Annotated in this window: 9 protein-coding genes and 1 other annotated feature; of the genes, 8 read left to right on the top strand and 1 reads right to left on the bottom strand. The window is 31.1% G+C overall.

Annotated elements, in window-relative coordinates:
* Window positions 1–193: 193 nt before the first annotated feature.
* Entirely contained in the window at window positions 194–1,636 is a 1,443-nt protein-coding gene (locus J3477_RS24700; protein ID WP_206872897.1) for a sensor histidine kinase, read from the top strand.
* Window positions 1,637–1,714: 78 nt separating this feature from the next.
* Here the strand turns inward: J3477_RS24700 and leuS are convergent, their stop codons facing one another.
* Window positions 1,715–4,165 (bottom strand): leucine--tRNA ligase, encoded by a 2,451-nt coding sequence (gene leuS, locus J3477_RS24695; protein ID WP_206872896.1) that lies wholly within the window; start codon window positions 4,163–4,165, stop codon window positions 1,715–1,717.
* A 187-nt stretch (window positions 4,166–4,352) separates the two neighbouring features.
* Window positions 4,353–4,569, bottom strand: a binding site (T-box leader).
* 696 nt (window positions 4,570–5,265) lie between these two features.
* Between leuS and J3477_RS24690 the strand changes: the two genes are divergently transcribed.
* The 7 genes from J3477_RS24690 (at window position 5,266) to J3477_RS24660 (ending at window position 16,242) form a co-directional block, all read left to right on the top strand.
* On the top strand, window positions 5,266–6,987 hold the full coding sequence (locus tag J3477_RS24690; RefSeq protein WP_206872902.1) for a methyl-accepting chemotaxis protein: 1,722 nt from the start codon (window positions 5,266–5,268) through the stop codon (window positions 6,985–6,987).
* A gap of 356 nt (window positions 6,988–7,343) precedes the next feature.
* Window positions 7,344–8,384, top strand: coding sequence for an LCP family protein (locus J3477_RS24685; protein ID WP_206872895.1), 1,041 nt, complete (start codon window positions 7,344–7,346; stop codon window positions 8,382–8,384).
* 402 nt (window positions 8,385–8,786) lie between these two features.
* Complete coding sequence (locus J3477_RS24680; RefSeq protein ID WP_206872894.1) at window positions 8,787–10,268, top strand: ArnT family glycosyltransferase; 1,482 nt, start codon at window positions 8,787–8,789, stop codon at window positions 10,266–10,268.
* Window positions 10,269–10,611: 343 nt separating this feature from the next.
* The gene (locus J3477_RS24675; protein ID WP_228731362.1) at window positions 10,612–11,586 is read left to right on the top strand and encodes an ABC transporter permease; all 975 of its coding nucleotides are present in this window, start codon (window positions 10,612–10,614) and stop codon (window positions 11,584–11,586) included.
* Window positions 11,587–11,598: 12 nt separating this feature from the next.
* Entirely contained in the window at window positions 11,599–12,495 is an 897-nt protein-coding gene (locus tag J3477_RS24670) for a carbohydrate ABC transporter permease (RefSeq protein ID WP_206872893.1), read from the top strand.
* Window positions 12,496–12,588: 93 nt separating this feature from the next.
* The gene (locus J3477_RS24665) at window positions 12,589–14,226 is read left to right on the top strand and encodes a type 2 periplasmic-binding domain-containing protein (RefSeq protein ID WP_206872892.1); all 1,638 of its coding nucleotides are present in this window, start codon (window positions 12,589–12,591) and stop codon (window positions 14,224–14,226) included.
* A gap of 207 nt (window positions 14,227–14,433) precedes the next feature.
* The gene (locus J3477_RS24660; protein ID WP_206872891.1) at window positions 14,434–16,242 is read left to right on the top strand and encodes a sensor histidine kinase; all 1,809 of its coding nucleotides are present in this window, start codon (window positions 14,434–14,436) and stop codon (window positions 16,240–16,242) included.
* The last annotated feature ends 9 nt before the right edge of the window (window positions 16,243–16,251 follow it).

The following is a 16,251-nucleotide window of genomic DNA, read 5'->3' as shown; positions in this document are numbered from 1 at the left end:
GAAGCGTAGTTTGACAAATGATTAATTGAAGTTAAGATTAGTTTATATATTTAAGTTAATAATTAGGTTACAAAATATTTGAATTTAAAATAAAACTTTATATATTATGTATAATTATGTAATTCTATATAATATTGTGTTATAATCTGTAAGTATGAAAATTTTAATGTTTTATCACAGTAAAGGATGAAGTATGGGGAGTTTATATTATTTTATAATAGTTATTGTTTCATATGCAATTTTTTCAACAATATTTATGATCTACAATATAATAGAACCTAAAAAGTATTTAGGATATATATCATTAAGTCATATTATAGGAATATTTACTACAGTTGCGACTTTATATAGAGAAGTTTACGGTAATTCAATAGCAAAAGGTTTGTCTGTATTTTTCTTTCTATGCTGTCACTTCATAATATATATAGGACTATTAGAATTTATGGGAAAGAGGATAAGAAAATCATATATTAGCGCAATGTTTATAGTTCTTATTATGGACTTAGTTGCCATTTATGATTTTAATATAGCTTCTGCTTTTATACATAAGGTGCTTTTGATGTCTATTTACATATATATAGGAAAGAAATTTATTGAACATACAAGTACAGTAAGCAGGAGAGCTTTTGGTATAGTTGCTATATCTCTTTCATCATTCCAAATTATTTATTTTATAGTGAGTCAATTTTTAGACCTTCAAAGATTTAAGGTGGATCTTGTGGCTTATTTGGTACAAAGTTTTATTTTATCTTTACTTCTTATAGCAATCACTATAGAAGAGTCAAGAAAACATATGGATACAAAGTTAATGGAACTGAAAAACCAAGTTGAAAATAAGAAGCTTATGCTAGAAGAAGCTTATGAAGTGGATAAGCTTAAAAATGAGTTTATAGTAAATATATCGCACGAGTTAAGGACACCTATAAATGTACTTTACAGTAGCATACAATTGATTGAACATACTGATATTAAGAATAATGAAGATAGTGTAAGAAACTATCTGGCAAGCATGAAGGGAAATGTAAGAAGACTTATAAAACTTGCAAATAACTTCATATATATAAGTGCTATTGATACGGGGTATATGAAGATAAAAATGGGGAATTATGATATAGTGGAGTTTGTTGAGTCTTTAACTTTATCAACAGTTGATACGGCCAATGATAAAAACATAGAATTAGTATTTGATACTGAATTTGAAGAAAAGATGATAGCCTTTGATAGTGAAAAGATAGAAAGAATTATGCTCAATCTTCTTTCAAATGCCTTTAAGTATACAAAAGCTGGGGGGCATATAGAGGTAGTTCTATCCAAAGAAGAGCAATATGTAGTTATAAGCGTAAAAGATGATGGTGAAGGAATACCTGAAGAAATGCAAGCTAAAATATTCGATAGATTTGTAAGAGGAACTAGTTCACTTGTAAGAGAAAACGAGGGAAGTGGCATAGGTTTGTCTTTGGTGAAAGAACTTGTGAACATGCATGGTGGAAAGATCCTACTAGAAAGCAAAGTTAAAGAGGGAAGTACTTTTAAAGTATACTTGCCTGATAAAGAAAAAGATGATTTGGATATTAATTTAGATGACCGTCTAGTAAATAGCGAAAATAAAGAGATAGAATTCTCTGACTTGCTTTAGTTAACTTGAAAATTTTATAATTTCTTATACAGTAAAAAGACCACGAGTGAAATCGTGGTCTTTATTGAAATCAAAATTCTATTTTATAACTATATTAACTAAACGTCCCTTTATAACTATAACCTTAACGATTGTTTTATCAGCTGTAACATTCTTTATTGCTTCATCTTCTAAAGAAGCTGCCTTAATTTGCTCATCGTTAAAATCACTTGGTATAACAATTTTTGATTTTATCTTACCATTTACTTGTATAGCTATCTCTATTTCATCTTTTACAAGAGCCTTAGGATCAAATGTTGGCCAAGAAGCATTAAATACAGAGAAATTATTGCCAAGTGATTCCCAATTTTCTTCTACAAAATGAGGTGCAAATGGTGCTAAAAGCTTCAAATAATCATCTAATACTTCCTTTAGGAAAGTAGTATTTATAGTGCTTTCTTGAGTATACTTAGATAAAGCATTGATAAATTCCATCATTCTTGCTATAGCCGTATTGAATTGCATTTTTTCAGTATCATCAGAAACGGCTCTTATTGAATTATGTCTCCAGAAGTTAAGTTCTTTTTCAGCCTTATCAATTGTATTTTTAGTATTTTTGCCAGAATCAATAAGCTCTTTTGACATCTCTATTATTCTTTCGATTCTTTCAACAAATCTGTGAACTGATTTTATGCCATCATCACTCCATGCTCCGCCTTCTGTATAAGCAAAGCCAAACATTAGGTACATTCTAAATACATCTGCACCATATTTTGAGATATAATCGTCAGGAGATATTGTGTTTCCTTTTGATTTACTCATCTTAAGTCCATCTGGTCCAAGGATTAAGCCTTGATGAGTTAAGGATTTAAATGGCTCGTCAAAGTTAACGTAACCCATATCTCTTAATGCTTTAGTTATAAATCTTGCGTATAGTAAGTGCATGCAAGCATGTTCAGGTCCACCTACATATTTATCAACAGGAAGTATCTTGTTGATTGTTTCAGTATCAAAAGGCTTCTCTGTATTTTTGTTATCTGGGTATCTTAAATAATACCAAGAAGAACAAATGAAGGTATCAAGAGTATCTGCTTCACGTTTTGCAGGTCCTCCACAGCAAGGGCAAGTAGTGTTCATAAATTCCTCACTCTTTGCTAGAGGTGATTTTCCATCTGGAGTGAACTTAACATCATATGGAAGTTCTACTGGAAGATCTTTTTCTGGTACTGGAACTGTCCCGCATTTTTCACAATAAACTATTGGGATAGGAGTTCCCCAGTATCTCTGTCTTGATACTAGCCAGTCTCTAAGTCTAAAGTTTACCTTTTGTTCGCCAAGTTTATTTTCTGCTAGTTTTTCAACAACTTTGATCTTTGCTTCTTCAGTAGTTAAACCGTCAAACTCTCCACTGTTAACAAGTATTCCGTACTCAGTATAAGGAAGTTCGTCGTTTCCACCATTTTTAGCTTTTATAACTCTTTCTATAGGAAGTTCATACTTAGATGCAAAAGAATAATCTCTATCATCATGAGCTGGTACTGCCATTACTGCACCTGTACCATAAGTTGCAAGTACATAGTCACCTACCCAAATTGGAACTTCTCTGTTGTTTATAGGATTTATAGCATAAGAACCAGTGAATACGCCAGTTTTCTCTCTTGTTATTGATTGTCTTTCTATATCTGATTGTTTTTTAGCATCTTCTTTATAGCTTTCTACGGCACCTTTGAATTCAGCTTTAGTGATATCATCAACTAATGGATTTTCAGGTGCTAATACAACATAGGTTACTCCGTTTAAAGTATCTACTCTAGTTGTAAATACATCGAATTTTATATCTGATTCCTTTACTTTGAATGTAACCTCTGCACCAGTTGATTTTCCTATCCAATGTTTTTGCATGGATACTGTTTTTTCTGGCCAATCAAGCGTGTCAAGTTTTTCAAGCAATTCATCTGCGTAATCAGTTATTTTGAAGAACCATTGAGTTAAGTCTTTTTTTGTAACTTCAGTTGAGCATCTTTCACAAGCTCCATCAACTACTTGTTCATTTGCTAGAACTGTATTACAAGAAGGACACCAGTTTACTGGAGCTTTCTTTCTATAAGCTAACCCTTTTTCATATAGCTTTAAGAACAACCACTGAGACCATTTGTAGTAGTCTGGAGAACAGGTTACAACTTCGTTATCCCAGTTAAACATTGCACCCATAGCCTTAAGCTGCTGTTCCATTGTTTCAATGTTATTATAAGTTGAATCCTTAGGGTGGATTCCAGTTTTTATAGCATAGTTTTCTGCTGGAAGACCGAAGGCGTCAAAGCCCATTGGCTGGAACACATTGTAGCCTTGCATCTTTTTAAATCTTGCCCAAGAATCAACTGGTCCGTAGTTAAACCAGTGACCAGCATGAAGTTGACTTCCTGATGGATAGGAGAACATCTCAAGCACATAAAGCTTTTTATCTAAATTCTCTTTATCAAATTTATATAGCTTAGTTTCTTCCCAGTTTTTTTGCCATTTTTTATCTACGGCAGTACTGTATTTTCCCATTACTTTTCCTCCCTTGAGGTTTACTAAAATATTATTAACTAAAATGTTCTAGTAAACTTTTATATAAAATATTATTATTGTATTTATTCTTTAAATTATATTGCGGGTTAAGTCTGTTACGCATATTTATCCACAGATATAATCGAATTATAATTTTCTAAAGAATAAAAAAAAGCCCTTCGTCTCCAAAAGAGACGAAAGGCATAATCCGCGGTACCACTCTTATTAGATCAGTGAATAATAAAATACTCATTGATCTCACTTAATTTTATAACGGAAAATCCGTACCTGATTTTCTTCAGGTATGCTCCATGGCGAGTTCATATTGTTGAATCACTGCGTCGCACCATCCCGCAGCTCTCTAAAGATTCTAAAATACTACTATTCCAATTCACAGCTTTAATTACTATATTTGTTTAAATGATATTATATATTATATGAAAAGATAGAGTCAATAGCAAATAATAAAATTTATAATATAATCATTTAATTCTAATAGCTCGCTCATATAGCTTCTACTGTATAACCAATTAATTTCAAAAAATTTCTTAAACATAACCCTAAAATAAAACATAATTAAAAATCTTTGTATCACATGAAAATCACATATTTACTTGATATTGATTCAACAATTATTTTATATAATTCTAAATGTAAGCAAAATATTAATTACCAGAACTTAGATATAATTTATATATGTTGATATATCTTCCCCCCTTCTTTTAGGTATTATCAGCATATATAATGTTTCTAAGAAAGATGTATAAGTTTATTATTTTAGTATTAATTGTAGTTTTAAAATTTGATAATAACTGATAACATTTGACAAAATTTATAGTATAATTATAAATAAAGGTATAGTAAATTTAAAGCGAAAATTATTGTAGGAACTTTACTTCTATTATACTGATTGTAGAATTTTACTAGGTATGGTTACAAAATTAAAGAACAAAAGATGTGTTTTTATAATTTAAGATTGTTTTCTAGGCCTTTATATTCGCTATGGCAAAAGAGGACAAGCATGTAAGCATAGTGATAAAGCACGTCTCTATACAAAAAAACATTAAAGGGAGTGGGCAAGGGTGAAATTGTTAAACAGGATGAAATTATGGCAAAAAATGAGTGTACTTACGGTTAGTTTTTTAGTCTTTATCGGGCTTATGGGAGGAGCTTCTATGCTTAGATTATCAGATTTGAACTCAAAGATAATTGAGCTTAATGATGAAAGACTTAAACCAATAGTAGAATTAGAAGATATAAAAACAGGTATTGATGCCATAAAATATGATGCTAATACGCTTATGGAGGAAACTGATTCTAGTACAATAGCTAATACAAAAGCAGCTATAGCAACAGAGGTAGCATCAGTAACAAAAGCGTTAGATAAATATAAGTCAGACTCTGAGTTTAAGACACTGCTTGCAGACTTTAACTCATTCTTACAAGCTAAGGATGCATTTATAAATAGTGCTGAACAAAGAGCTAATGAGAAAGCACAAGGTATACAAGGCCAACCAGGACAGCAAGGACAACAAGGAGCACCAGCAGCTGTATCAAACTTTGACTCAATGAAAAATGCTTTAATGAAGGATTTCAATAAGATAATAGATAAGCATGTAGCAGAAGCAAAAACTACATATGACAGCAGTAAGGTTACATATACAACTACAAGATTGGCTTTATTTGGGCTAATAGGTGTTTGTGCTTTAGTTTCAATTGTATTATCAATTATTATAATAAGAGCTGTGACAATACCTGTAAGAAGGGTTACTTCAAAGCTTAAAGAAATTAACGAAAGCAATGGTGATTTAACTCAAAGAATAAATTATAACAGTAATGACGAGGTTGGAGAATTAAGCAATAACTTCGATAAGTTTATGGATAAATTACAAACAATAATTAGAGAAGTTGCGGTATCAGCAGACACTATATCTTCTTCAAGTGATCAACTTAATGTATCAACTGCCACTTCTACTGAAAGTCTTGAAGAAATATCAAGAACGGTTATGGAGATATCAGCTTCAACTTCTGATGGAGCTGCTGCGGCAGAAGAAACAACTGCTAGTCTTATAGAAGCTGCAAGTTTCTCAGAATCTACAGCAGTAGCAAGTAAGAACACAACAAGCAACGGCAGAAAGGCAAAAGAAGCTGCAGAAAATGGTGAATTAAAGGTAAATGAAATAGTAGAATCAATAACTGAAATAGCTGAATCATCTAAAGAAGTTTCATCAATAATTAATGATCTTGATGTTTCCTCAAAGAAGATTGGTGACATTATTAAGATAATAACTTCAATATCAGAACAGACAAATCTTTTGGCTTTAAATGCAGCCATTGAAGCAGCAAGAGCAGGAGAAGCTGGAAAAGGCTTTAATGTAGTATCTGATGAGATAAGAAAGCTTGCTGATGAAAGTAACAATGCTGCTAAGGAAATTGCTGAGTTGGTTAAAGAAAATCAGATTAAATCAGCTACTGCAGTTCAATCAGTAAGTGAAGTTGAAGGTAAGGTGGCCCTTGGAGTTTCTAAGGCTTCTGAAGTAAGAGAAACTATACAAAACATAATAGATAGTATTCAAAATATAGCAACTCAGATTGAGCAAATTGATGATGCTAATGAACAACAGGCAAGAAGCACTAAAGAAATAGAAAAAGCAATCGGAAATATTGCTTCAACTTCAAATGAAATAGCAGGAAGAACTGAAAATATGAGTGCTAGTGTACAAGAACAACTTAGTGCTATGTCTGAAATAGAAAGAACTACAGATGAGTTATTTGAGATGTCTAAAAAGCTTAAAGAAATAACATCTGGATTTAGAGTTTAATGATATGTTTAGGTGCCGTTAAAGAACTGTGTTGAAATTAATTGGTTATTCATCCGATGCTTTAATGAGTCTTCGCAAAGAATTAATATGATTTTAAATAGTAGAAAAAGATTGATGTAATTGCATCAATCTTTTTTTAGGTCATACAGAAAAGATAAGGTTTGTAAGGAAACTGTATAAATGATGTCTGTTGTAAGTGGAGGTTAAGTGTATTAAAGCTATGCTTAAGGGGAAGATAAGCTCAATTGTAGCAAAAAACAATGTCACAGTAATTGTTGTAACTTTTATGAAGTGAAATAATTAATTTGATATGATATAATAAATTGACATTTTACTGTTAAGAGGAGAAGTATAATATGGGTAAACGTTATAAAAAGAAAGAGAAAAAACCAATTAATAAAAAAAAGAGAGTGTTAATAATTAGTACAGTTGTTATCATTATAATCGGACTGGTTATTGGTATACCATATTACATGTTAAATAGTCAACTTTCAAAGATACATAAGACTAACCTTCCTACCAATATAGGCATTGATTCTAATTCTTATTCGGAGAAAAATAAAGAATTACAGGATAACTATATAAATATTTTACTAATAGGTGTTGATGCAAGGGATCCTGATGTGAGTTCACGTTCTGATTCAATGATGATTGCTACTATAGATAAAAAACATGACAAGATAAAGCTTTCATCACTAATGAGAGATATGATTGTAGATACTACAGGGCATGGACCTATGGATGGATTAAATCAAGATAGATTAAATCACACATATGCTTATGGCGGTGCAGCACTTACGTTAAAAACTATTAATGAAAACTTTAAAATGAACATAAAAAATTATGTTGAAGTTGACTTTTTTGGACTTGAGAAGATAATAGATCAAGTTGGTGGAGTAGAGATAAATGTTACTTCAGAAGAACTACCATATTTAAATAGCTATGTAAAAGAAGTTGCTAATATAGAGAAAGTAACTCCTACTTTGGTTACAAAATCTGGTTTACAGGTTTTGAACGGAAAGCAGGCAGTTGGTTATGCAAGAATAAGATATGTAGGAAGAAGCGATTTTGAAAGAACAGAAAGACAAAGAGCAGTTTTAACAAAGTTACTTGAAAAGCTGTCTAAGATGAATGTACTGCAACTAAATAATGCAATTGGTGAGATGATGCCAAATGTTACTACCAGCATGGACAAATCAGAGATAATGGGTTTATCTAAAGATGTACTTTTAAATAAGATAAACAAAGTAGAACAATTAAGAATTCCTATAGATGGACATAATAGCACGGTTTATGTTAGAAATACATATTTTTTAGGCTGGGATAAGAAGGAAAATCTTGAAGCGCTTCATAAGTTTATATATGAAGAAGATTATAATGAGGAATCTATAAAATAGTTTCTGTTTTATTTACAGTATTCAGGATATGGTTTATAATCAAAATTATGTGTAAAATTTTACAAGTTAAGGTTTGGTTAAAAAGTTTAAAAGAGCATACACATTGGTTCATGCTTTTTTTACTGTATATGAAAGTATAAAATTTTTAAGCTAGCTAAACCTAGATATCTCAATGTTTTTGCAAGTTTTTTATGGCAATACAGTAAAAAAATAAAACTTATTCGCCTGCCAAGTTTTCCTCATATGCATTCGGAAAGGCAGATGCGTTAAAAAAGTTCACTGAAGAAGAGCGCTTCAGCGGCTTTTTTACTGTATAAGATAGTTAATCATTGTAAGAAGTACTTATTATGTACTATATTATATATGTACATATTTGAACGTATAATTTTGGAGGAAAATGATATGAACAACAGGGACAGTCTTTCTATTAAGGGGAATAAGCTAAAAGAAATTTTATATAAGTACTACTACGTTTTGTTACTGATAATCTTAGCTATAACTGTTTTTAACTTAGTATTTAGACTAGGAGTAGAGCCTATAAAAGATTGGGATGAGGCTAGACACGGAGTTAATGCTTATGAAATGCTTAAAAATAATAATTATATATTAAATACTTTTAATTATGAAAATGACTACTATAACTTAAAACCACCACTAAGTTACTGGGGAATAATTTTGGGATTTAAGATATTTGGATATAATCTAATAGGATTTAGAGCTATGTCAGTTTTCAGTGCCTTTTTAACTATAATTATTGTAGCAGTTTTCTCATACAAGAGATTCGGAAGAATTGCATCACTAGTATCAGCTGGGGTTATGGCCACTTCAATACATTTTTTACAGTTTCATGGGGCAAGAAGTGGAGATGCGGATTCAATCTATGTTCTGCTATTTACAATTTCAATTATAGCGGCAATAAATTCATATTATAAGAAGAATTACATATATGTAACTGGACTAGCCTTTTCATTAGCATTCTTAGCTAAGAGTTGGCATACTATGGCTATAGTTGCTATTGTTGGATTATATTTAATAATTACAAAACTAATTTTAAAATTTAATTGGAGACAATGGCTTATATTCATTGGATGCAGCTTTGGACCTATTCTTGTATGGGCACTTATAAGAATAAGATATGATGGTTTTAAATTTATTCATGATATGATAAGCTATGATTTACTTTCTAGAACTAACTCACCAATAGAGGGACATACAGGCCCTTGGTATGATTATATTTTAGATTTGGTTGTGTATTATAGATGGTATATTGCTGTTTTTATATTACTTCTGTTTATATTAATAATATCAAGAAATATACGATATGCTATTAAAGACAACCTTAATGAGTATATAGGATTGATAATATGGGTAGTGCTACCACTGATTTTATTTTCAATTGCCAAAACAAAATTAGCGTGGTATATATTCCCTATATATCCACCATTAGCATTGTTGATAGGATGTATGGCTGAGTATAGTATTCAAAGCTTTAGAAAAAGTGTATACCCTATTATATTGTGCTTAATTATTGCATCGACAGCAGGATTATATGAATATAAGTTATTAAATTATATTAGGACTGAACCGATAGATGTGTTTGAAAATTATCTAAGAGATAGCAACATATCTTTGGATAAGTATACTTCTTATGTTTATAGACCGACTCAAGTTGAAGGTACGGATTGGAACCAAAGAAATGTATTTGCTTTAGAACTTTTCAAAGATGGAAAAGCAAAAAGTGGTGGTATAAAGGAATTCTTAAATACAGATAAATACAGCATTCTATTTTTAGATAATAATGATGCATCATTAAAGTTAATTAAAGAAAATAACCTTAAAATAGTAGATTCTAATAGTAGTATAATTTCAGCAGCTAAGCAATAAATAGAATTTAAACTTATCATAACCCATGTAAAGCTTAGGTGTTTTATCTTTAGAGCATCAGATAATTAATAATATTGTAACTATGTTCAAAATAGTAACTTTTAAATTTAAGTTACTATTTTTTTATTCTTTTAAAATTTATAATTCAATGAGATCTGTTAATAAGTATGCGGAATAGACTTAAAACATAATACAAGTTAAAGAATAAAGAAATATTAAAATAGTAATAACTTATAAAAACAAACCAAAAAAATGACACCAAAAACAAAAAACGATTACTTATGTAAACGTTCGAAGCGTTGTAAAATAATACTTGTAAACGTTGCAGTAAGGGGGAAAAAGGATGCAGGAACGAGGAACAGCCGTAGCAATAAATAAATCAAAAAACAACGTACCATTCAAAGAAAAGTTTGACAAGATGAAACTAAAGTTTAAGAATCAAAAGCAGCTGCAAGTCATGGCGTGGCTTGGAGTTATATGGATGATTATATTTTCCTACATACCAATGTATGGGGTAGTAATTGCTTTTAAAAAGTACAATATTACTAAACCTATATCAGAAGCACCATGGGTAGGACTTCAATACTTTAAAGAGTTTTTAGCTGATGAGAATTTCATGAATGTAATGAAAAATACACTAGGTATCAGCATATTTAAACTTATAGTATGTTTTCCATTACCGATAATATTTGCATTGATGCTAAATGAGCTTACATCTATAAAGTTCAAAAAATTTGTACAAACTATATCATACCTTCCACACTTTTTGTCATGGGTAATCTTAGGTGGAATAATGATGAACTGGCTTTCAGATGTAGGGATACTCAATACAATATTAACGAGTTTACACATAATAAAAGAGCCGATTACCTACCTTGGGGAACCAAAGTATTTTTGGCAGATATCAGTAATATCAGAGTTGTGGAAAGAATTGGGTTGGTCAGCTATAATATATCTTGCGGCAATAGCAGGGGTAGATCCCGAGCTGTATGAAGCAGCAACCACTGATGGTGCTGGAAGAATTAGAAAGATGATAAGTATAACTTTACCTTGCATAAAGCCTACTATAGCACTACTATTTATACTTGCAGTATCTGGACTTTTAAACACTAATTTTGATCAAATAATGGTTTTAAAGAACCAATTAAATGCTAGTGCTAGTGACGTTTTAGATGTATATGTTTATAGAATGGGTTTACAACAAGCAAGATTCTCTTATGCAACAGCAGTAGGATTGTTTAAATCAGTAATAGCATTTATGCTTTTATGGTCTGCTAATTTTGTAAGCAAAAAGATGAATGATACATCATTATTCTAGGAGGAGCAAGGTATGAAAATAAATTTTTTAAAACGCCGTACTAAAGGCGAAGCGATATTTGATACTATAAATATCCTTATTATGATAGTAATTTGCTTTATAACTATATATCCAATTTGGTATACATTAGTAAATTCTTTTAATGAAGGGCAAGATGCTATGCTTGGAGGAATCTACTGGTGGCCAAGAAAGTTTACGCTAGATAATTATAAAGCAGTATTTAGTAATGCAGGAATCATAAAAGCGTTAGGTGTAACTGTAGCTAAGACTGTAATAGGAACTGTAGTACATGTTTTCTTTACAGCAATGGTAGCTTATGCGCTTTCAAAAAAGAGTTTAGTTGGAAGAAGTATATATACAACTTTAGGACTAATAACACTATTTTTTAGTGGTGGTTTGATACCTTTATACTTACTTATTAGAAATTTAGGAATGTTAGATAACTTTTTAGTTTATATAATACCAGCAGCATTTAGTTTTTATGACTTGCTTATCTTTAAATCCTTCTTTAGCCAGATTCCACCTTCGTTGGAGGAAGCTGCTAGGATAGATGGAGCTACAGATTTTAAAATATTCATTAGAGTAGTAATACCTATATCACTTCCAGTAATCGCAACTATAGCTTTATTCCATGGAGTTTATCAATGGAATGACTATTTTACAGGAATGATATATATAAACAACAATGATTTGCAGCCTATACAAACTTATTTATATAAGATTGTAGCTCAAACTGGTGCAAGTGCAATGAGCTCGAACATGCCAGGAGCTCTAGGTGTATCCACAGTAACACAGCAGACTATAAAGCTTGCGACAATGGTTGTTACTACATTCCCAATAGTATGTGTTTATCCATTCCTTCAAAAGTACTTTGTAAAAGGAATGCTTTTAGGTTCAGTAAAGGGTTAACAATTTCTGATTAACATTAAGTTAACTTATTTAAATCCTAATAAATTTAATCAGAAGTTAGTATAAATATAATAATCTTAGGGGGGACTAAGTATGGTCAAGAAGAAAATTTTTAAGGTTTTAACCATAGGTCTAGCAACTGTAATAAGTATGGCATTTTTTGCAGGCTGTGGTAATAAGAAAGACGATAAAACTGAGCAAGCTAGCACTACAACTGCAGACCAACCAGGTTGGAAGGAAGATACTTCACCTATAACTCTTGATTGGTACGTAAACTATTCATGGTTTACTAAGAAATGGCAAGATGATGCTATTTCTAAGTACGTAACTAAGAAAACTGGTGTTACTCTTAATCTAATATCACCAGCTGGTAATGAAGCTGAAAAAGTAAATACTATGATAGCTTCAGGTAAACTTCCAGATATTTTAACTTTAGATTGTAATGACGCTGCAATTAAGACTATGATTCAAGGTGGATTAGTATCTCCACTAGATGAATTAGCGCAAAAGTATGATTTATACTTTACTAAAGTTGCAGATCAACAAAAACTTGACTGGTACAAACAAGAAGATGGTCACGTTTATGAATATCCAAATGCATCATCATCTTTAAAAGATTTCGATAAATATAAGGATCTTAAACCATCAAATCAAACTTTCTTAGTAAGAAAAGACATGTATGAAGCTTTAGGAAAGCCAGATATGTCAACTCCAGAAGGATTTCTTAATGCTTTAAAAGCTGCTAAAGAAAAGTTTGGTACTGTAAATGGTCAACCACTAATCCCAATAGGTTTCCATGAATTTGGAGATACAGGAAACTATTCTTTTGAAGCTTATCTTCAAAACTTCTTATCTATCCCAATGGATAAGGATGGAAAATTCTATGATAGACAAACTGACCCAGAATATATAAACTGGCTAAAGACTTTCAGAAAAGCTAACGAAATGGGACTTTTAGCAAAAGACATATTTGTTGATAAGAGATCACAAATGGAAGAAAAGATCGCTCAAGGCAGATACTTCGCTATGCTATATCAGAGATCAGATATGGCTACACAACAATTAGCATTATACAAGAAAGATCCTAACTCAATATATATAGCTGTAGATGGACCTAAAAACTCTAAGAAAGAACAATCAAAGCTTTCAGGAGACAGTTTAGGTGGTTGGACAGTAACTCTTGTATCTAAGGCTTGTAAAGATCCGAAGAGAGCTATAAGATTCATAAGCTATCTAATCAGTGAAGAAGGTAATAAAGATTTATTCCTTGGTGAAAAAGGTGTAACTTACGATACAATAGACGGAAAAGAACAATTTAAACCAGAAGTTCTTGATTTATTAAACTCAGATAGAGCTGCATTCGATAAGAAATACGGTGCATCATTTACTTACTGGATGTTAATGGATACTAATCTACAACTTAAGTGGGCTCCTCCATCATCAGCTCCAATCAAGGCTATGGAAGATTGGACAAAAGGAAAGACTGTAAGCTACGCAGTATTTGATAATACTAAACCAACTGGAGATAATGCAGAAGGAATAGCAAATACAAAGATAGAACAACTTTTTGGTGCTACACTTCCTAAGTTATTAATGGCTAAGTCAGACGCTGAATTCGATAGCATATTTGCTGAATTCAAGAAGAAGAGAGATGAAGCTGGATTCAATAAGGTTATGGATTACAAACAAAAACAATATGAATCTAACAAGAAGAAATTAGGCGTTAAATAGTAAACTATAATAAGGTGTTGTCTTGAATGAAAGTTCAAGGCAGCACCATAATTTAATTTCAAATAAATTCAAATATTGAAAAAAATATGGTATAATAAGATGAAAAAAACATTTACCATCTCCTATAAAAACAGTGAAGATTAAGTGCGTAATAGGTGAGTACTAGGTTTTTGTGCAAAAATGAAAACCTTTAAATGGGGGCAGAGAATGATAAAAAAACTTATTGAAAAGTTTAACAATACTACCCTTATAAAAAAATTTCTTATTTCTTACATAAGTGTAATAGCCATACCTATACTAGCGGTTGTATCAATATCTTATGGAACGATTCAGAAAAGAAATCGTGAAGATATATTAAAGCAAAGTGACTATAAGCTAGATGCTGAATATCAGAATATATATAGAAATATGAGCATAATGGGCAACATCATACAAATTGTAATAAATAATAAAGAGATGTTAGCTTTTATAGGGGGAACTGAAGAGTATAGCGCTGAGGAACTTGTGAAATTTAACAATACAACCTATAAGGATATCGTAAGTCTTCAGTACAACAATGCCATGATTGAAGGAATAAATATTTTTACTGATAATGAAAAGGTAAATGAGATATGGCCTTTGATTTATAGAGAAAACAGAATAAAGGACAATTTGTGGTTTCAAAAGACACTTGAAAATAATACAAAGGTTTATTGGGATATTAATCATTTTGATAGAGATATTAATAAAGCTGTAGTTACTAATGAGGGGGATCCTAAGCAAGTAGTTTCTCTTAATCGAGAGCTAAGATACCCTGAAGATAAACATATTGGTATAGTAAGAATAAATATGGATTCGAAAAATTTCTTCCCAAAGATGTACGAGAATTCAAATGATGATAGCAATGAAATGCTTTTGGTAAATAAAAATGGGAAAATGTATGGCAACAAAGACAATGCTTTTGAGCAAAACTCCAAATTCAATAAGACAAAGTTCTTTGATGCATTTCAAGAGAAAACTCAAGGTAATAATGGTAGATTTTCATATAAAGATGGTTTTACTGAATACACTGTGGCATACAAGGCAGCTCCTATAGAAGATTGTTACCTAGTTAGTATAATAGACATTGGTAAAGTGAATGGGAGCATAAAATATACTAGAAATTTATTCGTAATAGGGACTATTTTTCTTATAGTTATGCTTTCTTTAATAATATACTACATAACAAATATAATACTAAGGAGACTATATATAATTATAAGATCTCTAAAGAAAGTTCGTGGGGGAGACTTAAATGTAGAAATACCTGTTTACAGTAATGATGAGATTGGTCTTTTAGCCCACCATTTTAGACAGTTAGTAAATAAAATAAATGTGCTTATAAAGGATAGTATAGACAAGAAAACTGTAACTAAAGAAGCTGAATTGAAAGCCTTAAAAAATCAGTTAGATGCTCATTTTTTATATAATACACTAGAAAACATAAGAATGATGGCAGAGATAGAAGAGAACTATACTGTATCAGATTCCTTGGCAAGCCTTGGAGATATGATGAGGTATAACATGAAGTGGGATAGGGATTATGTACCTTTGTTTGAGGAGATAAACCATATCAAAAATTATATAGCATTGATGGGTATAAGGTTTGAGCACGACATAAATTTAAGAATAAATATTGATGAAAAATTAATGGACAAGGAGGTGCTTAAGTTATCTCTTCAACCATTAGTTGAGAATGCAGTGAAACATGGATTGAGTAAGAAACTTGTAAAAGAGGATGGCACAATAGTTGTGGATGGTAAGGAGGATGAACAATTCACCTATATAACTATTACAGATAACGGTTGTGGTATAGATGAGGCTAGTCTTATAGAATTAAAAGAGTTTTTAAATAGCAGTGAACAAAATACAAAGCATGGACTTGGAATGAAAAATGTATATGAAAGAATAAAGATTTATTATGGAGAGTATTATGGCATCGATATAGTCAGTAAAAAAGATTATTTTACAAAGATAATACTAAAATTACCAAGGTAAGGTGGAGAG

This window comes from Clostridium zeae, from assembly GCF_017312485.1.
Lineage (GTDB): Bacteria > Bacillota > Clostridia > Clostridiales > Clostridiaceae > Clostridium_AR > Clostridium_AR zeae.
Note: the sequence above shows the minus strand (reverse complement) of the source record. Positions and strands in the feature narration are given on the sequence as shown.

What these genes read in the sequence shown, in the direction of transcription:
- J3477_RS24700 (WP_206872897.1), top strand. Translation starts at nt 194, where the DNA reads ATGGGGAGTTTATATTATTTTATAATAGTTATTGTTTCATATGCAATT.
- leuS (WP_206872896.1), bottom strand. Translation starts at nt 4,165, where the DNA reads ATGGGAAAATACAGTACTGCCGTAGATAAAAAATGGCAAAAAAACTGG.
- J3477_RS24690 (WP_206872902.1), top strand. Translation starts at nt 5,266, where the DNA reads ATGAAATTATGGCAAAAAATGAGTGTACTTACGGTTAGTTTTTTAGTC.
- J3477_RS24685 (WP_206872895.1), top strand. Translation starts at nt 7,344, where the DNA reads ATGGGTAAACGTTATAAAAAGAAAGAGAAAAAACCAATTAATAAAAAA.
- J3477_RS24680 (WP_206872894.1), top strand. Translation starts at nt 8,787, where the DNA reads ATGAACAACAGGGACAGTCTTTCTATTAAGGGGAATAAGCTAAAAGAA.
- J3477_RS24675 (WP_228731362.1), top strand. Translation starts at nt 10,612, where the DNA reads ATGCAGGAACGAGGAACAGCCGTAGCAATAAATAAATCAAAAAACAAC.
- J3477_RS24670 (WP_206872893.1), top strand. Translation starts at nt 11,599, where the DNA reads ATGAAAATAAATTTTTTAAAACGCCGTACTAAAGGCGAAGCGATATTT.
- J3477_RS24665 (WP_206872892.1), top strand. Translation starts at nt 12,589, where the DNA reads ATGGTCAAGAAGAAAATTTTTAAGGTTTTAACCATAGGTCTAGCAACT.
- J3477_RS24660 (WP_206872891.1), top strand. Translation starts at nt 14,434, where the DNA reads ATGATAAAAAAACTTATTGAAAAGTTTAACAATACTACCCTTATAAAA.